This window comes from Mesorhizobium sp. 2RAF45 (assembly GCF_052115225.1).
GTDB classification, from domain to species: Bacteria; Pseudomonadota; Alphaproteobacteria; order Rhizobiales; family Rhizobiaceae; genus Mesorhizobium; species Mesorhizobium jarvisii.
Window position 1 is genome coordinate 130,269 of record NZ_JBFRGG010000010.1, and the last position, 25,151, is coordinate 155,419.

General features: G+C 63.9%; 23 protein-coding genes. 15 read left to right on the forward strand and 8 right to left on the reverse strand.

Translation table 11 applies throughout. The features are described from left to right. Nucleotides 1–138: 138 nt before the first annotated feature. Nucleotides 139–1,287: a Gfo/Idh/MocA family protein gene (locus AB4Z43_RS23555; protein WP_441939065.1), complete on the reverse strand. Its 1,149-nt coding sequence runs from the start codon at nt 1,285–1,287 to the stop codon at nt 139–141. Nucleotides 1,288–1,555: 268 nt separating this feature from the next. Continuing rightward, complete coding sequence (locus tag AB4Z43_RS23560) at nt 1,556–2,317, reverse strand: DeoR/GlpR family DNA-binding transcription regulator (RefSeq protein ID WP_010914678.1); 762 nt, start codon at nt 2,315–2,317, stop codon at nt 1,556–1,558. A 162-nt stretch (nt 2,318–2,479) separates the two neighbouring features. On the opposite strand from AB4Z43_RS23560, the gene AB4Z43_RS23565 reads away from it, so the two are divergent. The 12 genes from AB4Z43_RS23565 to AB4Z43_RS23620 all read left to right on the forward strand — a co-directional run bounded on the left by AB4Z43_RS23565 (nt 2,480) and on the right by AB4Z43_RS23620 (nt 14,065). Further along, nucleotides 2,480–3,280 carry a class I fructose-bisphosphate aldolase gene (locus AB4Z43_RS23565; protein WP_019856781.1) on the forward strand — a complete coding sequence of 267 codons (801 nt, stop codon included), beginning with the start codon at nt 2,480–2,482 and terminating at the stop codon, nt 3,278–3,280. Nucleotides 3,281–3,283: 3 nt separating this feature from the next. Next, on the forward strand, nt 3,284–4,234 hold the full coding sequence (locus AB4Z43_RS23570; RefSeq protein WP_441939066.1) for a PfkB family carbohydrate kinase: 951 nt from the start codon (nt 3,284–3,286) through the stop codon (nt 4,232–4,234). Between the two features lie 88 nt (nt 4,235–4,322). Continuing rightward, nucleotides 4,323–5,468, forward strand: coding sequence for an ABC transporter ATP-binding protein (locus AB4Z43_RS23575; protein WP_441939067.1), 1,146 nt, complete (start codon nt 4,323–4,325; stop codon nt 5,466–5,468). A gap of 122 nt (nt 5,469–5,590) precedes the next feature. Beyond that, nucleotides 5,591–6,838, forward strand: coding sequence for an ABC transporter substrate-binding protein (locus AB4Z43_RS23580; RefSeq protein WP_010914682.1), 1,248 nt, complete (start codon nt 5,591–5,593; stop codon nt 6,836–6,838). Nucleotides 6,839–6,972: 134 nt separating this feature from the next. Further along, the gene (locus AB4Z43_RS23585; RefSeq protein WP_441939068.1) at nt 6,973–7,869 is read left to right on the forward strand and encodes a carbohydrate ABC transporter permease; all 897 of its coding nucleotides are present in this window, start codon (nt 6,973–6,975) and stop codon (nt 7,867–7,869) included. A gap of 5 nt (nt 7,870–7,874) precedes the next feature. Beyond that, entirely contained in the window at nt 7,875–8,717 is an 843-nt protein-coding gene (locus tag AB4Z43_RS23590) for a carbohydrate ABC transporter permease (RefSeq protein ID WP_019856785.1), read from the forward strand. Nucleotides 8,718–8,769: 52 nt separating this feature from the next. Then, the gene (locus tag AB4Z43_RS23595) at nt 8,770–9,591 is read left to right on the forward strand and encodes a sugar phosphate isomerase/epimerase family protein (RefSeq protein WP_019856786.1); all 822 of its coding nucleotides are present in this window, start codon (nt 8,770–8,772) and stop codon (nt 9,589–9,591) included. 11 nt (nt 9,592–9,602) lie between these two features. Next, a complete protein-coding gene (locus tag AB4Z43_RS23600; protein WP_019856787.1) occupies nt 9,603–10,679 on the forward strand; it encodes a Gfo/Idh/MocA family protein in 1,077 nt (358 codons plus the stop codon). Then, nucleotides 10,679–11,497 (forward strand): sugar phosphate isomerase/epimerase family protein, encoded by an 819-nt coding sequence (locus tag AB4Z43_RS23605; protein ID WP_019856788.1) that lies wholly within the window; start codon nt 10,679–10,681, stop codon nt 11,495–11,497. Before AB4Z43_RS23600 ends, AB4Z43_RS23605 begins: the two co-directional genes overlap by 1 nt. Then, nucleotides 11,497–12,330, forward strand: coding sequence for an alpha/beta fold hydrolase (locus AB4Z43_RS23610; protein ID WP_019856789.1), 834 nt, complete (start codon nt 11,497–11,499; stop codon nt 12,328–12,330). The genes AB4Z43_RS23605 and AB4Z43_RS23610 overlap by 1 nt, the downstream gene beginning before the upstream one ends. Continuing rightward, nucleotides 12,327–13,049 (forward strand): ribulose-phosphate 3-epimerase, encoded by a 723-nt coding sequence (locus tag AB4Z43_RS23615; RefSeq protein ID WP_019856790.1) that lies wholly within the window; start codon nt 12,327–12,329, stop codon nt 13,047–13,049. The genes AB4Z43_RS23610 and AB4Z43_RS23615 overlap by 4 nt, the downstream gene beginning before the upstream one ends. Continuing rightward, on the forward strand, nt 13,046–14,065 hold the full coding sequence (locus AB4Z43_RS23620) for an ROK family protein (RefSeq protein ID WP_019856791.1): 1,020 nt from the start codon (nt 13,046–13,048) through the stop codon (nt 14,063–14,065). The genes AB4Z43_RS23615 and AB4Z43_RS23620 overlap by 4 nt, the downstream gene beginning before the upstream one ends. Nucleotides 14,066–14,135: 70 nt before the next feature. Here AB4Z43_RS23620 and AB4Z43_RS23625 read toward each other — a convergent pair whose 3' ends face one another. Beyond that, the gene (locus AB4Z43_RS23625) at nt 14,136–15,464 is read right to left on the reverse strand and encodes a dicarboxylate/amino acid:cation symporter (protein WP_019856792.1); all 1,329 of its coding nucleotides are present in this window, start codon (nt 15,462–15,464) and stop codon (nt 14,136–14,138) included. Between the two features lie 294 nt (nt 15,465–15,758). Here AB4Z43_RS23625 and AB4Z43_RS23630 point away from each other — a divergent pair, with 294 nt between their 5' ends. From AB4Z43_RS23630 to AB4Z43_RS23640, 3 genes are all read left to right on the forward strand, one after another. Beyond that, nucleotides 15,759–17,579 carry a sensor histidine kinase gene (locus tag AB4Z43_RS23630; RefSeq protein ID WP_441939069.1) on the forward strand — a complete coding sequence of 607 codons (1,821 nt, stop codon included), beginning with the start codon at nt 15,759–15,761 and terminating at the stop codon, nt 17,577–17,579. Continuing rightward, on the forward strand, nt 17,576–18,961 hold the full coding sequence (locus AB4Z43_RS23635; protein WP_038645200.1) for a sigma-54-dependent transcriptional regulator: 1,386 nt from the start codon (nt 17,576–17,578) through the stop codon (nt 18,959–18,961). The genes AB4Z43_RS23630 and AB4Z43_RS23635 overlap by 4 nt, the downstream gene beginning before the upstream one ends. 67 nt (nt 18,962–19,028) lie before the next feature. Beyond that, entirely contained in the window at nt 19,029–19,451 is a 423-nt protein-coding gene (locus AB4Z43_RS23640) for a GNAT family N-acetyltransferase (RefSeq protein WP_441939070.1), read from the forward strand. Here AB4Z43_RS23640 and AB4Z43_RS23645 read toward each other — a convergent pair. From AB4Z43_RS23645 to AB4Z43_RS23665, 5 genes are read right to left on the reverse strand one after another with little or no spacing between them, the layout of a single operon-like run. Then, nucleotides 19,448–20,563, reverse strand: a complete 1,116-nt coding sequence (locus AB4Z43_RS23645) for an anhydro-N-acetylmuramic acid kinase (protein ID WP_038645204.1) — start codon at nt 20,561–20,563, stop codon at nt 19,448–19,450. The two genes, AB4Z43_RS23640 and AB4Z43_RS23645, sit on opposite strands and share 4 nt — an antisense overlap. A gap of 10 nt (nt 20,564–20,573) precedes the next feature. Further along, nucleotides 20,574–21,593, reverse strand: a complete 1,020-nt coding sequence (locus tag AB4Z43_RS23650) for a serine hydrolase domain-containing protein (RefSeq protein WP_441939071.1) — start codon at nt 21,591–21,593, stop codon at nt 20,574–20,576. Beyond that, nucleotides 21,590–23,338, reverse strand: a complete 1,749-nt coding sequence (locus tag AB4Z43_RS23655) for an ABC transporter ATP-binding protein (RefSeq protein WP_441939072.1) — start codon at nt 23,336–23,338, stop codon at nt 21,590–21,592. The genes AB4Z43_RS23650 and AB4Z43_RS23655 overlap by 4 nt, the downstream gene beginning before the upstream one ends. Then, the gene (locus AB4Z43_RS23660; RefSeq protein ID WP_441939073.1) at nt 23,335–24,174 is read right to left on the reverse strand and encodes an ABC transporter permease; all 840 of its coding nucleotides are present in this window, start codon (nt 24,172–24,174) and stop codon (nt 23,335–23,337) included. The genes AB4Z43_RS23655 and AB4Z43_RS23660 overlap by 4 nt, the downstream gene beginning before the upstream one ends. Beyond that, on the reverse strand, nt 24,174–25,133 hold the full coding sequence (locus tag AB4Z43_RS23665; RefSeq protein ID WP_019856800.1) for an ABC transporter permease: 960 nt from the start codon (nt 25,131–25,133) through the stop codon (nt 24,174–24,176). The genes AB4Z43_RS23660 and AB4Z43_RS23665 overlap by 1 nt, the downstream gene beginning before the upstream one ends. Nucleotides 25,134–25,151 lie beyond the last annotated feature (18 nt).

Sequence of the window (25,151 nt, forward strand, 5' to 3'; positions counted from 1 at the left end):
TGCCATCTCCATCGAAAGCAATTCCAGGAAAAGTGTACAGCGGTTTTCCCGGGAAAAGCGCGTAGCGCGCTTTCCCGTGGGAATTGCGTGAAACAAGAGATAGGGCGGTTCGCCGTTTCCGCGAAACGGCGAACCGTTCTAGGCAAGGAGGGTGCTTGCCTCGTCCTCGGTCAACAGCGCCGGCTGGACCACGTCACCGGTGATGGCGACCGAGCCTTTCGTTTCGCCGGAATGCAGGATCGCCTCCATGATTTCCAGCACATGCAGCGCCAGATTGCCGGACGCACGGGGTGCGGCGCCTGTCTTCAGCGAGCGCACCAGATCGGCGACGCCGAGCATGCGGTAATTGGCGCGGTCAGGCGCCGCATACGGCCAGTTGCGGGCGCCGTAGAGCTCGCCTTCGCTGGCGAAATCCTTCCACTCCGCGCCGCGCTCGGACAGCGAGACAGTGCCGCCGAACGTGTCGGGATCGGGCAGGCGCAGCGAGCCTTCCGTGCCGTGCAGCTCAATCGGATGATTGGAATGCCTGAAGACGTCCCATGAGGCGCCGAAGGTAACGGTGGCGCCCGAGCGGAATTCGAGCAGGGACAGCACGTTGGTCGGCGTCCCGACCTTGAATGTCGTGTTCTTGAACGGCCCTTCGGCAGTGATCAGGCGTTCCTCCTGGCCGCGTGTCGCCATAGCCATGACGCGCGCGACCGGGCCAAGCAGATTGACCAGCATGGTCAAGTAATAGGGGCCCATGTCGAACACCGGGCCGCCGCCCGGCTGATAGTAGAATTGCGGGTTGGGGTGCCAGTGCTCCATGCCGCGCCCCATCATGAAGGCCGTGCCGGTGACCGGGCGGCCAATGGCGCCCTCATCCATCAGGCGGCGCGCGCGGCGCCCGGCGGCGCCGAGGAAGGTGTCGGGCGCCGAGCCGAGCAGCAGGCCGCGCTTGGCGGCCTCCGCTACCAGCCTGTGCCCGTCGCTGGCCGACGTCGCAAGCGGCTTTTCAGTGAAGACGTGTTTTCCCGCTGAAAGGGCTGAAAACGAAATGTCGAAATGCGCGGCGGGAATGGTCAGGTTCAGGACCAGATCGATCTCGGGGTCGGCCAGTAGCGCGTCGACGCCGAGCGCCTGGATGCCATATTCCTTGGCTCGCACCGCCGCCATGTCGGCGGAGATGTCGGCGCAGGCGCGTAATTCGATTCCACCGAAGAGGGCGGCATTGCGCAGGTAGGTCATCGAAATGTTGCCACACCCGATGACGCCGATTGCGAGCTTTTCCTTTGATTTTGCCTGCATTTCTGATCGGTCCTCCCAATAGGGTCATGCTCTGCTTGATCCGCTGCGCCGGCAACGGATCGTGGTGGAAGAGCCCTATACAACATTTTAAATCTTGACGCGCGTAAAATTTTTATAGACCATGCGGAAATGGCGGCGCAATATCGGGAGGCCGCCAGCCCTGGGAGGAGAAAATGACAGACATCGAGAAACGGCCGACCGCCGATGCGAATCCCGTGGGTCATGCGCGCATTGGATATTTCCGTCGCGGCCAGGGACCGCGACAGGGTCAGGCATAGATCACCTTGGCCCCGGTCCTATCGAGTTGGCTGCGTATCGGGCCGGACAGGCCATCGTCGGTGATCACAACATCGACGCTCGACAGCGAAAATGCCTTGGAGGTCCCGCTGACGCCCCATTTGCTCGAATCCGCAAGAAGGACAACGCGGCGGGCCATGCGCACGAGGTTTCGTTTCGTTCGCGCCATGTCTTCGTTCACGTCGACCACATCCAGTGACGAGTCAATCGCATGCGCTCCAACAAAGACCTGATGCGCTACCAAGCCGCCGAGAGCCGTGTCGGCATCGGTGATCAGCGTGCTCACCGTGTCCGGATAGACCCGGCCGCCGATCATGTGAACGTCGAGCCCGGGCCGATGCATCAGATGCTGAACGATATTCATCGCCGTGGCCGCGACCACGACATTGCTGAGCGGCGGTAACAGCATGGCAACCTGCATCAAAGTCGAGCCGCCGTCGAAGATGACTGATTGGTTGTCCTCGAACAGTTCCACCGCTGCCCGGGCGATGCGCTTCTTTGCGTCGAGGTTCGTTTGCATCCGCCGGGCGAAAGCGGCCGTGGTCGAATCCGTGGTCCGGGTCACCGCCCCTCCACGCGTCTTGGTCAGCAGTCCCTTGCGGTCCAGTATCTCGAGATCGGAGCGCACCGTGACTTCCGACACGCCAAAATTGTCTGACAGATCCTTGATGCGAACCTGTCCGCTTCGTTGCACTTCACCCAGGATCGATTGGCGTCTCTGCTCTGACAACATTGCCCTGTCCTTGCCTCCATGCGCCAGGCGATCGCCCTGGCCTCGGTTCACTCTACCAAAAATATGCGAATTCGAAAGGTTTCGAAAGATTGCATTTAACCTTTCTTTCGAAAACACTATGTCCAGGATTTTGAAATCAATCGATTGGAGAGTTTTGGACTCATGAGCCTCGGAACCAAGGTGCGCCTGGCGCGCCTCTTCTCACATCCATCGGGGAATCTTTTTGGCGGCGCGGTCGACCACTTTGTCGGCTATGGCGACGTGCGCAGAGGAGGTCTTGCCGACCTGCCGGGCGCGCTTGCACGCGTCATGGCGGGCAAACCCGACTATGTCAGCATCCAGCCTGGCACCGCGCGCCATCTGTGGCCGCAATATGCGGGCAAGGCTTCCCTGGTGATCCAGGCCGGCTGCTTCACCCCGGACGATCGCATCAGCGAACTGATTGCAACGCCCGAGGATGCGGTGCGCGCTGGCGCCGATGCGTTGGCGGTGGCCATTCCGGTGCGCGGCGCGACCGAGGGCAAATACATTCGCTGGCTGACCGATTCGGTGAATGCCGCGGCCCGCTACGGCATGCCGGTGGTGGCGCATATCTACCCTCGCGATTTTACCGACGGAGCTAAGATCGTCTTCACCCCCGACGAGATCGCCTATGCGGCGCGCATAGGCTACGAGTCCGGTGTCGATGTGATCAAGATCGGTTACACGGGCGATTTCGAGTCGTTCCGAGAGACCGTTCGGACCTGCCCGGTGCCGGTTGTGATCGCCGGTGGTCCGAAGACCGATACGCTGCTTGGCGCCCTTCAGCAGACGGCGGACGCCATCCGTGCCGGCGCGCGCGGTGCCGTGGTCGGCCGTAATCTCTGGGGGCATGGCGATCCTCAGAAGGCAGCGCTTGCCTTTCGGGGCGTCATCCACGACGGCCTTTCGGCGCAAGACGCCTTGGCGAAAGCGGGGGCCTGAGCGATGCCCGCCGTCCCCTCGATCCTCGGCTTCGGCGCTATTGCGATCGACGACATCGTCTATGTCGATCAGCCGTTGTCGGCAGGCAAGGGGAGGGTTCGGCAAAGTGCCCGGGCTTTCGGGGGAAATGTCGCGACGGCCCTTGCCGCCGTCGCGCGGCTCGGCGGAAGCGCCGGGTTCGTCGGATGGCTGGGCGATGCCGCGGACGACCCGGTACTGTGCGATCTCATCGAGAGCGGTGTTGAAACCGCATTCGCGCCGCGCCACGCCGACGCGCGCCCGGTGCGCTCACGCATCACGGTCGGCTCGGACGGGGAGCGGTTCATCGCATATGACGACGACGCGATGCTGGGCACCACGCCGGATTTCTCAGACGAGGTCCTCAGCCGAGCGGCCGTCCTGATCGTCGACAGTTACGCGATCCGGTCGGTGGATGTCGTGGCTCGGGCTCGCGATCACGGCCTTGCGATCCTCGGCGATATCGAATGGAGCGGTGGCCCAGCCACGGAGAGGCTGATCGGGCTCTGCGACCACCTCATTCTTCCTCTTGGCTTTGCGCGGGCTGCTACGGGCTGCCAATTGCCCGCCGAGATGCTCGAAGCATTGTGGTCGCCGTCGCGATCCGCCGTGGTTCTGACCGATGGCGGCAGGGGCGTATATTATCGCGGGCGTGAAGAGACACCGCTCTGGCAACTTCCGCCGCACCGGGTTGCCGTTGTCGACTCGACCGGCGCCGGTGACTGCTTTCACGGCGCCTACGCCCATGCATTGACGCGCGGCGCCGACACCGCAGGCCGAGTGGCATTCGCTGCCGCGGCGGCAGCCCTTTCGATAACGGGGCGTGGCGGGCGCGAGGCGCTTCCGACCGAAGACCAGGTAACGGAACTGCTGGCATCGGCGAACGCGCCGTCGGCGGTCGAACTGAAATATGCGCAGCTCGATACAGGAACATAGACTGCAACCATCCGAGGAAGCATCTCACAGGCGAAAGGGCCAAGAAGAATAATAAAAACCAGCGGCTTAGACTTGTGGAGGGAGGAATATGGCAGAAGTCGTTCTTGAGAATATATGCAAGACATACGGGAACAATTTTCGCGCAATCGACCAATTGAACCTGTCGGTCGAGGACGGCGAGTTTTTGATTCTCGTCGGGCCGTCGGGCTGTGGAAAATCCACCGCGTTGCGGATGATCGCGGGATTGGAGGACATCACCAGCGGTAGTCTTCGGATCGGCGGTACCGACGTCGTCGACATGCCGCCCAAGGACCGCGACATCGCGATGGTCTTCCAGAGCTACGCGCTTTACCCGCATATGACTGTGTTCGAAAACATCGCCTTTTCGATGCGGCTGGCAGGCAAGCCAAAGGCCGAACGCAAGAAGCGCGTCGACGAGATCGCCAAGACCCTTCAGCTGACGTCTTTGCTGGACAGCAAACCCGCCAACCTTTCCGGCGGACAGCGTCAAAGGGTTGCCATGGGCCGCGCCATGGTGCGCGAGCCGGCCGCCTTTCTCATGGACGAACCCCTTTCGAATCTGGACGCCAAACTGCGCGTGCAAATGCGCGCCGAAATCACCCGCCTGCAAAAGCAGCTCGGCGTAACGACCATATACGTGACCCACGACCAGACCGAAGCGATGACAATGGGGGACCGGGTCGCCGTGCTGAAGGGCGGCGTGCTGCAACAGGTCGACACGCCCAAGAGGCTCTACGAATCGCCGGTGAACGCCTTCGTTGCCGGCTTTATCGGCTCTCCCTCGATGAACCTTTTCGAAGCGACCCTGACGGGCGGCGAACTGATGCCCGGGGCCTTTGCCATTCGGCTGCAGGATGCGGCCTTCGTGCGCAGGCCGGGTTTGAAGTCGTATGCGGGGCGCAAGGTCGTGTTCGGGATACGACCGGAGGATCTCTATGACAGCAGCCTCGAATCCGGCCGCAAGTATCAGACGATACCGGCAAGGGTGACCTCGATCGAAGAACTCGGGTCGGAACATATCGTCCATCTCAACATCGACGCGGTCCGGGTGGACTCCGGCGACCCCGACGCGGTGCAGGATTTCGGCCTGACGTCGAATGCGGTGGCGAGATTCGAACCGGACAGCACAGTCCGTTCCGGTTCGGAAATCCGGTTGGCCCTGGATGATACCAAGCTCCATTTCTTCGATCCCGAGACGCATCTGGTGATCTGAAGAATTGTGGCAGAGCCCGCGGGCGAGGGCGAGGTGCCTGCGAAGTACACGTAAGAAGACTTCTGAATGAAGCAGACGATCGGCTGCATTGTGCGGTCGATCCCAAAGAAGGAGGAGAAAAAATGACGTTTCGGATAAAGCCCGCGATGCTGAAAATAGCCGCGGCAGCATGGTTGCTTGGCGCAACAGCGGCAATGGCGGACACCACGCTGGAATTCACCCAGTGGTGGGAGCCGGAGCTGCCCGCGGGCTCTTTGCGGAAAATCATGGACGATTTCGAGGCCGCGAATCCCGGCATCAAGGTGACGCTGGTCAGCGGTCCCTATGCGACCACGCGAGACCAGATCTCGGTTGGCGCTGCAACCGGAACGCTCAGCGACGTCGTCGGTCTCGACGGCGCCTGGGTGAACAATCTGAACGCGCAGGGTGCGCTTGCTGACATGAACCCGATGATGGATGCGAGCAAGTTCGATAAAGCCCAAGTCGCGGACATCATCAAGGTGGACGGCAAGGCGGTGATGTTTCCCGTCGCTTCCTTCGTCTATCCGGTCTTCGTCAATCTGGACCTCGCCGCCCAGGCGGGCGTGACCAAGCTGCCGTCGACCCGTGCGGAGTTTCTCGAAGCCGCCAAGAAGATGACCCATGCCGACAAGAACCAGTATGGCTGGGTGCTGCCCCTGTCGCTGCAGACGCCATCCGGCGTCCAGAACGACATGATGTCATGGGTTTGGGCTTCGGGTCAGTCGATGATGGCGAACGGCAAGCCAGCCCTTGAGGGCAAACCGGTGGTGGACATGCTCACCTTCGTCAAATCACTCAACGACGCCGGCACCATCTCGCCCGGCATCGCCACCAAGACCGAGCAGGAAAAGGTCGAGGAATTCGTCAACGACCGCGTCGGGATGATGATCGACTCGCTCGCCCATGTGAACCTCATCCGCAAGCGCAATCCCAAGCTGAACTTCGACCTCATTCCGGTCCCGGTCGTGGAAAACTATACCGGCAAGCGCGGCCTTCCCTATGCCTCCTGGGGCATCGGCATCTCTGCCGCCTCGAAACATCAAGAAGAGGCCTGGAAACTCGTCCAGTATCTGATGAGTGAAAAGGTGAACGCCAAGCTCGTGTCGCTTGCGAACGCCTTCCCGGGCAACGTCAACGCCAAGCCCGATTTCGTGACCTCGGACAAGGCTTTCGCCAAGGCTTTTGAGATATTCAAGACCGGTTATCTCGCCAATGAGTTCACGGGCCTGCCGGTGGCTGAAGACCTGATGACCCAGTTCGACGTGCAGGCCCAGAAGATGCTCGCCGGGGAGCAGTCTCCGGAGCAAGCCGCAACCGCCGCTCAGAAGGGCTGGATGGCGAAATTCTGATCGGCCCGTTCCGGTTTGCTATCTTCTGCCGGGTGGCCTGACTTCGGGCCACCCGGCAACAACGGATCGGCAATTTGAGATGGCTCAGTTTCCGAAGTTTACCTTCTCTTGAAGGCGTATCCCAAGGTTGGCACATGACCCGGCAAAAGCGCTCCCACCACAAGCTGAAACAAGCGGTCGCACCCTACCTCTATCTGTCGCCCTCGCTGCTCATAATCGGGCTTCTGATGCTGCTGCCGATGGTGACGGTGATTGCCTACTCGTTCCAGAACAGCGCGGTGCTGCGTCGTGACCCAACCTTTGCCGGACTGAAACACTACCAGGCGATCTTCGACGATCCGGTGTTCTGGGCATCGCTGTGGCACACGCTCTACTTCACTTGCATGAGTGTCATTTTCCACATGACCATCGGCATGGTCTTCGCGCTCATGCTGAACAGCGACCGCATCAATCCGACCCTGCGCAATATTCTGCGCGTGCTCTACATACTGCCCTGGCTGTTCACCGCGGTGATCATCGCGGTGATCTGGCGCCTGCTGCTCGAACCGAACGGCGTGGTGAACAGCATTCTCATGCAAATCGGCATTATCGGTTCCAAGGTCGAATGGTTTTCCTCGCCTGAGACCGCGCTGCACGCCGTCACCTTCGCCAACATCTGGGCGGGTTATCCGCTCTTCATGGTCAGCCTGCTCGCGGGTTTGCAGGGCATTCCCAAGGATTTCTACGAGGCCGCCGACATCGACGGGGCGAAAGCCTACCAGAAGCTGATCTTCATCACTATCCCGCAGCTGATGCCGATCATCATCAGCATCTCGCTGCTCGACTTCATCTGGACCATGCAGGTCTTCCCGTTAATCTGGATAACGACGGGCGGTGGTCCGATCTACTCGACCGAGGTCCTCAGTACCTACACCTATAAGCTGGCGTTTTCGAGCTACAACCTGTCGCAGGCTTCGGCGAGCGCTGTGGTCATCTTGTTGATCTCTCTCGGCCTGACGCTGTTCTATATTCGCTATCAAAAGGCTCGGTAGTCACCATGAGGAAAAGGCATACGCCAAAAGACAGGCTGATCACCGTCGCGCTCCATGTAGCGCTTGCAGCGGGACTCTTCTTCGCGGCATTCCCGATCTACTGGATGCTGAGCAGTTCGTTCAAATCGAATACCGAAATCTTTGCCCTGCCGCCAACCATCCTGCCAAAGGCCTTCACGCTGGAAGCGTATGCAGCCATCCTCGGCGACCCGGTAAAGCTGCGCTTCTTCTTCAACAGCTATTTCGTGGCGGGAACGGTAACCGTGCTGACGGTGCTGATCGCCTTGCTGGCGGCCTACGGGTTCAGCCGCTTCAACTTCCGCGGCAAGGGCAGCCTGAACACACTCATCATCAGCACGCAGACGATTCCGCCGATCACACTTTTGATCCCGTTCTTCGGGCTTGTCGTCTCATACGGTATCTTCGATACCTATGTCGCACTGATCCTGACTTACCTGGTGTTCACCCTGCCGTACGCGATCCTGCTGATGACGGGATATCTGAACACCTTGCCCCGCGATCTCGATGAAGCCGTGGCTGTCGATGGCGGCACCAGCTGGACAGCGCTTTGGCGGGTGATCGTCCCGATTTCGCTGCCTGGTATCGTGGCGACGTCGGTCTACACCTTCCTGTTGTGCTGGAACGAATTTCTCTTTGCGCTGACGCTGACGAAGTCAACGTCCATGCGCACCGTCCCGATCGGCATCCAGCTGTTGATGGGGCAGCACGCCTTCGAATGGAACCAGATGATGGCGATGAGCGTGCTCGGCTCGCTGCCGCTCTTGCTCATCTACCTCGTTGCCCAGAGGTACTTCCTCGCCGGGATGACCGCGGGCTCGGTCAAGTAGGATGTCCATGCCACGGCGGCATCAACTATAAGCGGTATCAAGGATTGAAAGGATGAACGTGAAGGACCTTAAAGTCGGCTGCCAGACCTTTACCTGGGAAATGCTCGGCGACCGTTTTGCCGGCGGCCCCGACGATCTGTTGAAGGCCATTGCCGACGGCGGCTATTCCGGCATCGAGATCACCGACACCATGATCGGCCGCTACGCCGACCGGCCGTCGGAATTCGCCGCCGCGCTGAAGTCGTCCGGCCTGACGCTGGTCTCCTTTGCCTTCGGCTCGAACAGCGGCTTTACGCTGAAGGAGGAGATTGGCGCCGACCTCGAGGCGGCGCAGCGCTGGATCGATTTCGCCGCCGCCTTTCCCGGCGCGCTGGTCTCCATGGGTTCGGCAACCGTGGTGTCCGACGGGCCGCGCGACGGCAAGTTCGCCATCGCCGCCGAGGTTTACAACAGGGCCGGCGAACTCGGCCGCAAGGCCGGTGTCCAGGTGGCGGTGCATCCGAGTTCGCACCACAACACGCTGCTGTTCGACCGCGCCGACTACGACAGGATCTTCGCCTTGCTCGACCGCGATCTGGTCGGCTGGGTGCCGGACACCGGTCATATTTTGCGCGGCCACAAGGACATGGCCGACACGCTGCGCACCTATAGCGACCGCATCCGCTACATCCACTTGAAGGACGTCGACGCCAACGGCACCTGGGCGATGCTGGGCAAGGGGGTCTGCGATACCCCTGCAGTTATCGAGATTGCCGGCACCGCGCCGCGTTTCAATGGCTGGCTGGTGCTGGAAGAGGAATCCGAAACGGCCGCCGCCGATCCCGCCGGCGCGGTCAAGACCAACCGCCAGACGATGCGCAGCTACGGCGCCTGAAGAACGAAACGATGATCAAGAAACAAGACAGACGCCTCAGGGTCGGTGTGCTCGGCTGCGGCCCGATCGCACAGTTCGCGCACCTGGAATCCTGCGCCAAGGCCGGCAATGCCGATCTCTACGCCATCTGCGATGCGGCTCCCGACCTGCTCGCCCGCATGGGCGCCACCTACGAGCCGCAAAGAATGTATGCCGACTATGACGCCATGCTCGCCGATCCTGAGCTGGAGGCGGTGGTCGTCGCCACCTCGGATGCCTATCACGTGCCGATGTCGATCAAGGCGCTCGACGCCGGAAAGCATGTGCTGTGCGAAAAGCCGATCGGCACTTCGGTCGAGGAGGGCGAGGCGCTGGCGGCGGCGGTGAAGCGTTCGGGCAAGGTGCTGCAGGTCGGGCACATGAAGCGCTTCGATCCGGCGCTGGAGGCCGCGCGCGACTTCGTCCGTGACGAGATGGGCGAGGTGCTGGCGCTGAAGGCCTGGTATTGCGATTCCACCCATCGCTACACCAACACCGATGCCGTGCAGCCGCTGCCGGTCACCAGCAAGCTGGCGAGGAAACCTTCGGGCAACCCGAAGGCGGACCTGCGGCAATATTTCATGCTGGCGCATGGCTCGCATCTGGTCGACACGGCGCGCTTCCTGTGCGGCGAGATCACCGCCGTGCGCGCCCGTCTCAATGAACGCTTCGGCGCCTATTGCTGGTTCGTCGAAACCGAATTCGCAAGCGGCGCGCTCGGCCATCTCGACCTCACCGTCGCCGTGCGCATGGACTGGCATGAAGGCTTCCAGCTTTATGGCGAGAACGGTTCCGTTATCGCGAAAACATTCAACCCCTGGTACTTCCGCGCCAGCGAGGTCGATATCTTCCATGAAAAGGATGCGACCTCGCGCAAGCCGCTCGGCGCCGACGGCCATTTCTTCCGCCGTCAGTTGGAGGGTCTTGCCGATACGGTGCTGACCGGCGCGCCGATGCGCGGCGCCAATGTCGAGGACGGCATCGCCTCGATCCGCTCCATGGTGGCGATTGCCCGTTCTGTCGAGACAGGCGAGCGGGTCGAACTCGCCTCGGTTTCGGGTGCGGTCTGATGCGCCTCGGCATTTTCGCCAAGACTTTTCCCGGCACCGACCCGAGCGCCGTGTTGCCCGCGGTGAAGCAGGCCGGATATGAGACGACGCAGTTCAATCTCGCCTGCGCCGGCCTGCCGTCAATGCCGGATGCCGTCCCGGCGGATGCCATCGAGTCCATCGGTGCTGCAGTGCAATCATCAGGCGTCTCGCTTGCAGCCCTCTCGGGCACCTACAACATGGCGCATCCCGACAGATCGGTGCGCGACGATGGCCTTCGCCGTCTTGGTGTGGTCATCAAGACGGCTGCATCCCTCGGCATCCCGCTGGTCACGCTCTGCACCGGCTCGCGCAATATCGCCGATCAATGGGCCTATCATCCCGAAAATGCCACCCCCTCCGCCTGGTGCGACATGGCTGCCGAAATGGGCAAGGCGCTGGCGCTGGCCGAGGATGCCGGCATCGATCTCGGCATTGAGCCCGAGCAGGCCAACATCGTCACTTCGGCGAGCGACGCGACGCGCCTGATCGCCGACATGCGCTCGAAGCGACTGAAGATCGTGCTCGATCCGGCCAATCTGTTCGAGTACGCCACGCCAGACGAAGCGCGTACTATCGTCGCTGCCGCGGTCGGCGAGGCCGCCGGGCACATCGCCATGGCGCACGCCAAGGATCGGCATGGTGATGCCCGCTTCGCCACGGCTGGACAAGGCATCGTCGATTTCCCGGATTTCGTCGCGCGGCTGAAGGCCGTGGGTTTTGGCGGTGCGCTCGTCACGCACGGGCTGTCCGCTGATGAGGCCCCTGAAGTCGCCGCCTTCCTGCGGGGGTTGCTCTGATGAGCGCCGCGCCGACGATCCTGCTGCGCGACGACGCCGCGCTTCGTGTCTTCGACACGGGGCAGGGCAGGCTTCCCGTCGTCTTCCAGCATGGCCTCGGCGGCGACGCCAATCAGGTGGCGCAGAACTTTCCTGACCAACCATCATACCGCCGGCTGACCGTCGAATGCCGCGCGCAGGGCGCCTCCAGCGCCGGCAGCAGGCGTCCGTTCTCGATCACCATGTTCGCCGACGATGTGCTGGCCGCCGCCGATGCGGCCGGCCTCGACCGTTTCGTAGCCGGCGGCATTTCCATGGGCGCGGCTATTGCGCTGCGGCTTGCTGCTCGCCATCCGGACCGCGTGCTTGGCCTGGTGCTGGTGCGACCTGCCTGGGCCTTCGATGCGGCACCGTGCAACATGCGCCCCTATGTCGAAGTGGCGGAACTTATCCGACGGCTCCCCCTCGCGGAGGCCCACGACGCCTTCGCGTCCTCCGCGACATCAGCCCGCTTTCGCGCGGAAGCGCCGGACAATCTTGCTTCGCTGCTCGGCTTCTTTGCGCGTGAAAACGCGACGACCTTCGCCGAGGTGATGCAGGAGATCGCCAATGATGGGCCTGGCGTGACGCAGGCGGCAGCCGCTCGCCTCGCAATTCCCTCGCTGGTCATCGGCAGCGGCATCGATCTCGTCCATCCCCTGGCGACCGCCCGCGAACTCGGCGAGACCATCCCCGATGCCGCCTTCGTCCAGGTGACGCCGAAAGCGGCTGACAAGGATCGCCATTTCGCCGAAATCCGCGCCGCTATCGGCGGCTTTCTCGACAGACATTTCAACAATCAGGACCAATCATGACTTCAAAGCCCCCGTCAGGCCCGGCGGCAATAGCCGCATTGCCGCGCGATCGCTTGATCGCCGAATTCTCGCTCTGGTCGGCCAATCTCGCCAATTTCGAGAGCGACCTCAGGCGCATCGAACCCCATGTCGATCTGCATCACATCGATGTGGCGGACGGCCATTTCGCGCCGTCCTTCCTGTTCTTCCCCGATCTCGTCGCCCGCATCGCCGGACTGACGGCCAAACCCATCCATGTCCATTTGATGGTCGATGCCGCAATCGTCGAGGCACAGACGCGCCAGTTCATCGAGGCCGGCGCCGACATGATCAGCGTCCATGCCGAGAACGGCGAGGCAGGATTGCGCGCCGTGCGGCTGGCGCGCGAACTCGGCGCCGAAGCGGGCGTCGTGTTGCGGCTTGAGACGCCGGTCGAGGCAGTGAAGCCTTTCGTCTCCGAGGTCGCCTTCGTCACGCTGCTGGGAACCGCGATCGGCGTGAAGGGCCAGAGCCTGTCGGACAAGGCATGCGACAGGCTGGGGGCTGCCCGCGCTATCCTGCGAGGAGCCGGCCGTGAGGCAGAAGTGGTGCTTGCCGCCGATGGCGGCATCCGCCACGAGACCGTGCCGTTGCTGCGTGCCGCCGGTGCGCAGACCGTGGTTCTCGGTTCGCTCGCCTTCGGCGACAAGGATCTCGCCGGCCGCATCGGCTGGCTGCATGGGCTGAAGGTCGCGGCATGAGCACTGAAGCCGCCCTCGCGATCGATCTTGGTGGCACCGAGCTTCGTGCCGCGCTGGTCGATCGTGACGGCAAGATCCTGGCCTTCGCCGCCGTGCCGACGCAGGCTCAGGCCGGACCTGACGTGGTGATCGGCCAGATCGAGGCGCTGGCCGCGACCGTGCATGCCGAGGCGCCGGGCCTCGCCATTGTCGGCGTCGGCGTCGGCGCGCCGGGACCGCTCGACCCGCTGGCCGGCATCGCCGTCGGACCGCCGACACTTGCCGGCTGGCAGGATGTGCCGCTGGCCGACATCCTCGAGCGCCGGCTCGGCCTGCCGGTGCGGCTGGAAAACGATGCCAACGCGGCCGCACTCGGCGAATGGCGCTTCGGTGCCGGCCATGGCGCCCGCTCGCTGGTCTTCGTTACGGTTTCGACCGGCATCGGCGGCGGTGTCGTTGCCGACGGGCGCATCTTGCACGGCCGCCGTGGGCTGGCCGCCGAGATCGGCCATATGACCATCACCAACGAGGGCGAGCGCTGCGTGTGCGGCGTCGTCGGCTGCTTCGAGGCCATCGCCTCGGGCACGGCACTTGGCCGTCGCGCCAACGCCGCGACATCGGCCTTTGACGGCTCGACGTTGCGCCGCCTCTCGGCCAATGCCGAGGTCACCGGCCGCCACGTGGTTGAGGCGGCGCGGCTGCAAGACGACCTCGCTCTGGCCCTGCTCGAGGAAGAGGCACGCTGGCTGGGCGTCGGCTTCACCAATCTCTTGCACCTTTACTCGCCCGACGTCCTGGTCGTTGGCGGCGGCATCGCCAATGGGCTCGACCTGATGCACCCCGTTATCGAGGCGACCATCCGGCAGCGCGCCATGCGCGCCTATCGCGACGTGCCGGTGGTGCAGGCCCAGCTTGGCCGCCACGCCGGGCTGGTCGGCGCCGCCAGCCTTGTCCTGTTCGACGATGGCAGCCTGGCAGCCCGCATGCCCGTCGGTCCAAGCACGTTCCCGGAAGCGCGGAGGGATTTCAATGGCTGACATGTCACGTTAGAAAAGCGGCCGGAGGCATCACCGCCTCCGGCCTTTTTCATGCCATTCGCTGCGCCAACTATTCGGCGGGAACAATATCAGCCGGCAGGCTGTCGTCGGCCGTGCCGGCCAGGGCTCTCGCCAGCTTTGCCTCGTCGAGTTCACCTTCCCAGCGGGCGACAACCAGCGTGGCGACGGCATTGCCGATGAAGTTGGTCAGCGCCCGGCATTCCGACATGAAACGGTCGACGCCGAGGATCAGCGCCATGCCGGCGACCGGCACCGAAGGCACGACCGAAAGCGTCGCGGCAAGGGTGATGAAGCCGGCGCCGGTGATGCCGGCGGCACCTTTCGAGGACAGCATCGCCACCAGCAGCAGCAGGATCTGGTCGCCCATCGACAGATGGATGTTTGTCGCCTGCGCGATAAACAACGCGGCCAGCGTCATGTAGATGTTGGTGCCGTCGAGGTTGAAGGAATAGCCGGTCGGGATGACCAGGCCGACCACCGAGCGCTTGGCGCCGGCCTTTTCCATCTTCTCCATCAGCGAGGGCAGGGCCGCTTCCGACGAGGACGTGCCCAGCACCAAGAGCAGCTCTTCCTTGATGTAGCGCAGCAGCGCCAGAATGGAAAAGCCGTTGTAGCGGCAGACCGCGCCGAGCACGACGAAGACGAACAGCAACGACGTCGCGTAGAAGGTGCCGACCAGCATGGCGAGGTTGATGACCGAACCGATGCCGTATTTGCCGATGGTGAAGGCCATGGCGCCGAAGGCGCCGATGGGGGCGGCCTTCATCAGCACGCTGACCAGCTTGAACATCGGCGCCATCAGCGCCTGCAGGAAGTTGAACACCGGTGCGCCCTTGTCGCCGACCAGCGCCAGCGCGATGCCGAACAGCACCGAGAAGAACAGCACCTGCAATATGTCGCCATCGGCGAAGGCGCCGACGATCGTGCCTGGGATGATGTTCATCAGGAAGCCGGTGACCGACTGGTCATGCGCCTTGGCGGCATAGGTGTTGACGGTCGAGGCGTCCAGCGTCGCCGGGTCGATGTTGAACCCGGCGCCCGGCTGCACGACATTGGCGACGATGAGGCCGATGATCAGTGCCAGCGTCGAGAAGGTGAGGAAGTAGAGCATCGCCTTGCCGGCGACACGGCCGACCTTCTGCAGGTCACTCATGCCGGCAATGCCCGTCGCCACCGTCAGGAAGATCACCGGGGCGATGATCATCTTGACCAGCTTGATGAAGGCGTCGCCGAGCGGCTTCATGCTTTCGCCGATCGACGGATAATAGTGGCCGAGCAGGATGCCGACGGTGATCGCCACCAGCACCTGCACGTAGAGTTGGGCATAGAGGGGCTTGCGCTGCGCGGCAGCCGCGCCCGATTGGTCTGCGATGTGCATCGAACTCTCCCTGGCCGGATGGACGGAACCCGCCCTGCGTGACTTCTCCCATCGCGGCGTTCCGGTCGCCCGCCGCTGGCAAGGAGTTTTGCAAGCGCTGTGCCAGATCGGGGGAAGCCCGGAATGCCGGGATTCCGGGCTTTGTTCGGCGTCCTGCGGGGGAAGCGTGTGCGGATTTCCGCACAGGTGGCATTTGCCTGGGCGGAATTTCGCATTAGAGTGGCGGGTGCTAGGAAAAGGAGAGGGCAGACGCCGCAGACAGGCACCGATAGCGGCTCCGCAGCCGGTCGTGAAATGCTGCGCGAGGCGGTGGCGCGGCTGCGCGATGGCCGCTGGCTTGTCGTCGTCGTCGCCCTCGCGATCCTGGCAGGCGCGATCGCCGTCGCGGGGCGCATCGCCACCGGCCAGGCGACCACTGACCTGCGCGATGGCGCACTTGCCGCCTTGCCGCTGGCGGCGGGAACGCTGACCGGCGAAATCGAAAAACAGCGCCTGGTTCCCTTGGTGCTGGCGCGCGACGATGCTGTGCGCGGGGCGCTGCGCCGGGCCGGGACGATGCAGGAAGCGGCCCTCAACGACAAGCTCAAGGCGATATCAGGCGACGCCTCGGCGTCCGCCATCTATGTCATCGACACGGCGGGCATCGCGATATCGGCCAGCAATGCCGGCGAGCCGACCAGCTTTGTCGGCATCGACTATAATTTCCGCCACTATTTCAACGAGGCGATGGCAAAGGGTTCGGCCAGCCAGTATGGGCTCGGCACGATCAGCGGCCGGCCGGGACTCTATCTTTCGAGCCGCGTCGACGACAACGGCAAGCCGCTGGGCGTCGCAGTGCTGAAGGTCGAGCTTGACGGCGTCGAGGCCAATTGGCGCTCCAGCGGGTTTCTCGTTTTCGTCACCGACGAACGCGGCGTCGTACTGGCCACCAGCCAGCCCGAGTGGCGGTTTCATGCCCTTGCGCCGCTTTCGGCGGAGGACGCCGCCGCTGCCCATGAGCAGCTGCAATTGCCGGACGCCGGTTTCGAACCTCTGCCGATACGGCGAGGTGCCGGCGACGGCCTGGCGACTGTCGACGGCCCCGGCAAACCGCGCCAGTTTGTCGAGGTGGTGCAGGATCTGCCCGGTGCGGTTCCCGGCTGGCGCCTTTGGCTGCTGACGCCGGCGGATGCGGCTCTCTCGTCCGCCGCCAACACGGCGCGGCTGACGACGCTGCTCGGGCTGCTGCTGACCGGCCTGCTAGCCTACGTATTCATAAGGCGCCGCCGCACACGCCGTCTGCGGCAGGAGGCGCTGGCGCGCATGAATGCCGAGCTTGAAAGCCGGGTCAGCACACGCACGGCCGAGCTGACCCGCTCCAACACCGCGCTTGCCGGCGAAATCGCCGAGCGCGAAAATGCCGAGGCCAAGGTCCGCCGGCTGCGCGACGATCTCGCTCAGGCCAACCGGCTCTCCATTCTCGGCCAGATCGCCGCCGGCGTGGCGCATGAGATCAACCAGCCGGTCGCCGCGATCCGCACCTATGCCGAGAATGCCGGCCGCTTCCTCGAAACCGGCAAGACCGAACCGGCGAGCGGCAATCTGAGCTCGATCGTCTCGATGACCGAACGCATCGGCGCCATCACCAACACGCTGCGCACCTTCGCCCGCCGGCCCGGTGTCGCCGCTTCGCCGCTGCCGGTGCGCGAGGCGATCGACGGCGCGCTGTCGCTGCTCTCCGGCCGCATCCGCGATTCCGGCGTCACCATCGTCAAGCCGCAAGGCGACCCATCACCGATGGTGATGGCAAGCCGCATCCGGCTGGAGCAGATCCTCGTCAACCTCTTGCAGAACGCGCTCGACGCCACGAAGGACCAGCCCGATCCCCGCATCGACATCGACCTCGCCGAACGTGGCGACAGAGTGCTGATTTCGGTGCGCGACAACGGCCCCGGCCTCGGGCCGGAAGCGGCCGGCAATCTGTTCATGCCGTTCCAGACCACCAAGGAGAAGGGGCTCGGCCTCGGGCTGGTGATCTCGCAGGAGATTGCCCAGGAATTGGGCGGCACTTTGCGGCTCGATCCCGACAGCGCCAAAGGCGCGTCCTTCACCATCGATTTGAGGCGAATTGAATGAACGAGGGATCAGGGCGGGTGGCGCTCGTCGACGACGATGCGGACCTGCTTCATGCCACCACGCAATTGCTCGAACTTGCCGGCTTCACCGTGGTGGCGCGCGATGCCGCCGAGGCCGCGCTTGCGGTCGTCGACAGGGACTTCGACGGCGTGGTGGTTAGTGACATCCGCATGCCGGGAATGAACGGGCTGCAGCTGTTCGATCGTATCAAGGCGATCGACCCTGATATACCGGTGATCCTGGTCACCGGGCATGGTGATGTCGATCTTGCTGTCGCCGCGCTCAAGGACGGTGTCTACGATTTCATTCCAAAACCCTATGCCGGCGATCGCCTCGTCGAGGCGCTGAGAAGGGCCTCGGAGAAGCGGCGGTTGGTGATGGAGAACCGCCGGCTGCGCGAGGCCGCCGCGCTTGCGGCCGACGGCCTGCCGCTGATCGGCGAGGCGCCGGCCATTCGGCGGTTGCGCGAGACCTTGCGCCAGATCGCCGACATGGATGTCGACGTTCTGGTGGAGGGGGAGACGGGAACCGGCAAGGAGGTGGTGGCCGACCTCCTGCACCGGTGGGGCCGGCGTCGTTCCAAACCCTTCGTGGCGCTGAATTGCGGCGCCTTGCCGGAGACCGTCATCGAAAGCGAACTGTTCGGCCACGAGGCCGGCGCGTTCACCGGCGCGCAGCGGCGGCGGATCGGCCGCGTCGAGCATTCCAGCGGCGGCACGCTGTTTCTCGACGAGATCGAATCCATGCCGCCTGCCCTGCAGGTCAAGCTGCTGCGGGTGCTGGAAACACGCAGCCTCACCCCGCTCGGCTCGAACGAGACAAGGCGCATCGATTTACGGGTCGTCGCGGCAACCAAGGTCGATCTCGGCCGGCAGGACCAGCGTGGCGATTTCCGCGAGGACCTCTATTTCCGCCTCAACGTGGTGACGCTGCGCATTCCGCCGCTGCGCGAGCGGCGCGGCGACATTCCAATGCTGTTCGGCCATTTCCTCGGCAAGGCAGCGGAACGGTTCGGCCGTCCTGTCGCCAAGGTGAATGCCGCGGTCAGCGATCATCTCCAGTCGCATGCCTGGCCGGGCAATGTCCGCGAACTTGCGCATTTCGCTGATCGCGTCACACTCGGTCTTGGGCCTGATGACGAGACGAAAGCTGTTTCCCCGCAGTCGGCGGAGCCAGCCGCCTCGTTGCCCGAACGCGTGGGCCACTACGAGGCGCAGCTCATCCGTGACGCGTTGCGCGACCATGGCGGCGATGTGCGCAGCGCCATCGACGCGCTCGGCGTGCCGCGCAAGACTTTTTACGACAAGCTCAAGCGCTACGGCATTGCCGCATCCGAATTCCGCAACGGCGGCGATCCGCACCCTGTTCGGGAGCAGACATAGAAATTGCGCAAGAGCCTCCTGCTCCGTAACCCTTCATCCCATCCAGCCGAGCTTTCCGGAAAGAGCCATGCACACGACACTCGAAACAACGGCAAACCCCTTGCCGGAGGACCTTGCCTTTCTTGCCGAACGGCTGACGGCTTTCAATGACGGCGATGTCGGCCCGTCCGAAAAAAAGGCGCTCGCTGTGTTCGTGCGCGACGAGGATGGCGCAGTCGTCGCCGGCATTTCGGGCTACACCGCCTGGGGCTGGCTCTACGTGCAATGGCTGTGGGTTGATGAAAGGCTGCGCGGTCAGCACATGGCCGGCCGGATGCTGGACGCGGCCGAGCAGGAAGCCTTGGCGCGCGGCTGCAACAACGCCTGGATCGACACCTTCAATCCGAACGCCGCCAAGGTCTACCAGCGCCAGGGCTATCAGCCCTTCGGCACGCTGGCCGATTTCCCGGTCGGACGCAGCCGGATCTTCCTGCAGAAGAAACTGGCTTAACCGGCCAGCTTTCCGCCGCGCATCGGCTGCGGCGCGCCAGTGGTGCTTGGAAAGCTGATCGGCAGGCCGCGCAGCACGCGCACCGCCAGGAAGGCAAAACACTCGGCCTCCACCGCGTCGCCGCTCCAGCCTAGGCTTTCCGCCTGCACCACCTCGACGCCGGCGCGGCTGGCGAGCATCGCCATCATCGTCGGATTGTGCCGGCCACCGCCGCTGACCACCAGTTTCCTGGGCCGGCTTGGCAAGAGATCAAGCGCCTTGCCGACGGCGCCGGCGGTGAACGCGGTGAGCAGGGCGGCACCGTCCTCGGCATTGAGGCCGTCGGCCATGGCGGCGCCGAAATCGAAACGGTCCAGCGATTTGGGGTAGGGCTTGCTGAGATAAGGATGCTGCAACAGCTTGGCGAGCCGGGCCTCATCGACCGTTCCCGCACGGCCAAGCGCGCCATCGCGGTCCATGTCGCCGAGCCCCTTCGATTTGATGAAATCGTTGAGCGGTGCATTGGCCGGTCCGGTGTCGAAGGCGACGACATTGTCGGCGCCGTCCCACCAGGTGACGTTGGCGACGCCGCCGAGATTGAGCACGGCCACTTCGCCGCTGGCGCCGGCGCTGCGCATCAGCGCGGTGTGATAGGCGGCGGCCAGGGGCGCGCCTTGCCCGCCGGCGCGCATGTCGGCCGAGCGAAAGTCATAGGCGACCTTGGTGCCCAACAGGGCATGCATCAGCTCGCCGTCACCCAATTGCCGCGTCTGGCCGAGTCGTCCCACCTGCGGCGCGCGATGCAGCACCGTCTGGCCGTGAAAGCCGACGACGCCGATATCGGCCATCGTCATGCCGTAGCCCTCGACCAATTCCTTCACCGCCGCCGACTGGGCACGCGTCAGCGCTTCCTCGGCCTTGCGGAAGATCGCCGGTTCCGGCCCGACAAAATTCCAGGCCCGCGCCGCCGTCAGCGTCTCTTCCAGCAGCGAGCGGATCGACGGGGGATAGGGCATCAGCCGGTAGGTGCCGAAGTCGTCGATGCGCTCGCCATCGGTCTTGATCAGCGCGACGTCGATATTGCCGTCAAGCACCGTGCCCGTCATCAGGCCGACGGCCCAGATTGGTTCCATCATCTAGCTCCTAAAGTCCGTTGACGAGATCGCCGACCGTCTGCCGCAGCGGGATGATTCCGCTGTCGAAATGACGTGTCGGATGGATCCGGTTGGTGAGCAAGGTCCAGGCCTTGCCGCTGTCGAAATCGATCCACAGTCCGGTGCCGGTAAAGCCGGTGTGGCCGATCGTTCCCAGCCTGCACAACTTCCCGCCGGACCAGCCGTCATAGGGGCGCTCCCATCCATGGGTGCGGGTAGCGGAAAGGGGTGTGCGCATCAGCGCGATCGACCGTGCGGAAGCACCGCTGCCGTCCAGCAGCCCTTGTGCGAAATCCAGCACCGAAGCTGCCGTGCCGAACAGCCCGGCATGACCGGCGCCTTGCAGCGCCGAGCAATTGTCGTCGTGCACCTCGCCGGACAGCACGCGATGACGCCAGGTGCAGTCCTCGGTCGCCGCGGCGATATCCGGCTCGGTGGACCAGGCAAATCCGGGGCCGGGATCCATGTCGCGGATGGTCTTGCCCGACAGCCGCTCGAGCGCGAAACCGAGCAGGATGAAGTTGATGTCAGAGTAAACGGGGTCACGGGCTCGCCATTCGCGCTGCAGGATGAAGGCGCGCAGCAATTCGGGATCCCGCCCGTAGGTGTAGATCGGTTCGACGGCCGGAAACGGCGTCTGATGGCCGAGGCACTGGCGAAACGTCACCTTCCGCTCCCCCGCCGATTGATCGTACTGGCGAAGGTCGGGCAGCACCGAGATTAGCGGCGCGTCGAGATCGATGACGCCGTCCTCCGCCAGCGCCAAGATGCGCGGCGTGGTGAAGATGACCTTGGTCAGCGATGCCAGGTCGAACCAGGTTTCGACGGTCATTGGACGCTGCTTGGGCACGAGTTGCGCCGAGCCGATCGCCCTGACGATGCGGTGGCCGTTCTTGTCGACAATGCCGAGCACGCCGCCGGGAATGCGCTTGGAGGCCACTGCGGCTTCCAACGGTGCGAACGCGTGGTCGAAGAGCTGTTGAAGATCGGCCGAAAGAACTGAAGTCACGCCTCAACCCTCGCCATATGGTCGCTCCCGAACCGCTCCCACAGCGCCGGCGCCGGCTCGAAACCCTGCGGGCGCACGAGCGAGGGAACCTGGCGTGTGTCGATCTCGAAATGCTCGCGCCGCCGGTCGATGGTCGGAACCGCTGCGATCAGTTTCTTCGTATAGGAGTGCTTCGGCTTCGACAGCACCGAGGCCGCATCGCCGATCTCGACGATCTGGCCGGCATAGATGACAGCGATGCGGTGCGCGATCCGCTCGACCACTGCCATATCGTGCGAGATGAAGAGATAAGCCAGCCCAAATTCGCGCTGAAGCTCGACCAGCAGCTCCAGCACCTTGGCCTGCACCGAGACATCGAGCGCTGACACGGCCTCATCGAGAACGACCACGGACGGGTTGAGCATCAGCGCACGCGCGATGCACAGCCTCTGCCGCTGGCCGCCGGAGAATTCATGCGGATAGCGCTCCAGACTATTCCTGGGCAAGCCGACGCGTTCCAGCAGGCTCGCCATTTTGGCGCGTGTCTCGGTGTCCACACGACCACCGTTCGCGATCACCGGTTCTGCCAGGATGCTCTCGATGGCCAGCCTCGGATTGAGCGAGGCATAGGGATTCTGGAACACCATCTGCACGGGCTTGGCGCTGTGCTCGGCAGAAGCCTTTCGAGTGCCGACCGAGAAGCTGCCGCGCGTCGAGCGCACCAGCCCAAGCACCGCCTTCGCGGTGGTCGATTTGCCCGAACCGCTCTCGCCGACGATGGCCAAAGTCTCGCCCGGCATCAGGTCGAAGTCGACGCCATCGACGGCATGCACCGCGCCGGTGGCGCGGCTGAAGAAATTGCTCTTGAGGGGAAACCGCACCACCAGTCCGTCGACCTTCAAGGCCGGTTCTGCGTGTGGATCCTTGTCGCGTTGTCCGTCCGCGCGGGTCGCGCCTCCCCTCGCAAAATGCGGCACGTCCTGCAGCAGATGCTGGGTGTAGGGGTGCCGCGGCCTGTCGAGGATCTGGTTCAGCTCGCCTTGCTCCACGGCCTGCCCGTTCTGCATCACCACGACCTTGTCGGCGATGCCGGCAACCAGGCCGATATCGTGGGTGATGAAGATCACAGACATGCCTGTCTCGCGCTTCAACTCGGCCAGCAGCGCCATGATCTGCGCCTGCACGGTGACGTCGAGCGCGGTGGTCGGCTCGTCGGCGATCAGCAGGCGCGGATTGCAGGCGAGCGCAATGGCGATCATCACCCTTTGCAGCATGCCGCCCGATAGCTGGTTTGGCGTGTATTTCAGCCGCCTTGCGGCATCGGGAATGCGCACGCGGTCGAGCGCATCTTTGGCCGCCGCCGTGGCTTGCCGGCCGGTCAGTCCGCGGTGCAGCCGGAACGATTCCTCGATCTGCGAACCGATGGTCAGCACCGGGTTGAGCGAGGTCATCGGCTCCTGGAAGATCATGCCGATTTCGGCGCCGCGAATGCCGCGTAGCTGCGGTTCGGCGGCGCTCGTCAGGTCGAAGAGACTGCCGTCGGCCCGCTTCAGCTTCATCGCGCCGCCGGTGATGCGGCCGCCGCCGAAATCGATCAGCCGGTTGATCGACAGCGCGGTGACGGATTTGCCGGAGCCGCTTTCGCCGACAATGGCCAGTGTTTCGCCATCGGCAAGGTCGAAGCTGATGCCGCGCACCACTTCATTGTCTTGCGGATCGCGGCCGAAGCCGACGTGCAGATCGCGAACCGACAACAGCGGCGTCATGCCGGCGCCCTCCGCATCCTGGGGTCGAGGATATCGCGCAAGGCGTCACCCAGCAGGTTGAAGCCGAGAATGCTGATCATGATGGTCAGTCCTGGAAAGATCATCAGCCAGGGCGCGGTCTCCATCAGATTGCGGCTGTCGCTCAGCATCAGGCCGAGCGAGGCGGCGGGCGGCTGCGTGCCCAGCCCGAGGAAGCTCAGGCCGGCTTCGGTGAGCAGCGCCCAGGCCAGCGCCAGCGTCACTTGCACGGTCAGCGGCGCCACCAGATTGAGCAACAGATGGCGCGTGACGATGTAGCTCGAACTGCTGCCGAAGGTGCGCGCGGCATCGACGAATTCGCGGGCCTTGAGCGAAAGGGCAGGGCCGCGCACCACGCGCGTGAAGATCGGCATGTAGACGATGCCGATGGCAACGACGCTGGTCCAGGTGCCTGGCCCGGCGACGGTGACAATGAGCAATGCCAGAAGGATCGCTGGGAAGGCCAAAAGCACATCCATGATGCGCATCACCACGCCGTCCCAGCGGCGTCCGAGCCAGGCTGCCGCCAGCCCCAGCACGGTGCCGGCAAAAGTCGCGAAGGCCACCGAGAAGAAGGCGACCGTGAAGGATTGGCCGATGCCGGCCATCAGCCGGCTGGCCACGTCGCGGCCGAACAGGTCGGTGCCCATCCAGTAGGCGCCATTGGGTGCGTGCAGCCGGTCGACGCGGAACTGCGTGATCGGATTGTGCGGCGTCAGCCCGAACAGGCCAAGGATGGCGATCAGCAAATAGACGCTGACGATGACGCCGCCGATACGGCCGCTGCCATGGCCGAAGATAGCGCGCAGGGTGCGCATCACTGTTCTCCCAGCCGGATGCGCGGATCGAGCCCGACATAGGCGAGGTCGACCAGGAGATTGACGATCATGAAGTTGAAGGCGATGAACAGCACAGCGCCTTGCACCAGCGCGTAGTCGCGCTGCAGGATGGCGTCGAGCACCATGCGTCCGAGGCCGGGCAAGGCATAGATCTGCTCGACGATGACGGCGCCGCCGAGGAGATAGCCGAATTCAATGCCACTCAGCGTCACCACTGGGATCAGCGCATTGGGGAGCGCGTGCCGCCAGATGACGCTGCGCGCCGAAGCGCCCTTACTGCGCGCGGTGCGCACATAGTCGTCGCTCAAAACGTCGAGCATGGCCGAACGCGATATGCGCGTGACCGACGCGGCGAAGGCAAAGCCGAGCGTGATCGCAGGCAGGATCAGCTGGCTGAGATTGCGCAAGGGATCCTGCCAGAGCGGCGCGAATTCGCCCATCGCCGGCAGCACGCCGAAGCCGGCCGACAGCGTGTAGATGATCAAGAGGCCGAGCACGAAGCTCGGCGTCGACTGGCCGATCATGGCAACGATGCGCACCCCAAGATCGGACGGTTTTTCGCTATGCGTGGCGGCGTAGATGCCGGCCGGCATGCCAACGGCAAGCGCGATGATCATCGACAGCAGAGCCAGCTCCAGTGTCAGCGGAAAGCGTTCGAGGATGACGTCGAGCACCGGCCTGCCATAGGTGACCGAAATGCCGAAATTGCCGTACAGGATGCCGCCGATCCAGCGCCAGTACTGGACGAACCAGGGCTGGTCGATGCCGAAATAGGCGGCGAGCGAATCCCGCTGTGCCGGCGTCAGCAGCCCGGCTTCGGTGCCCAGCATCGCCGTGATCGAATCGCCCGGTACCATCCGGATCGCAACGAAGACCAGGATGGACACGCCAAGCAGGACGAGAGGAAACGTCGCCAGTCGTCGCATCAGATAATTCACGCGAAGAAGTCCTCTCGT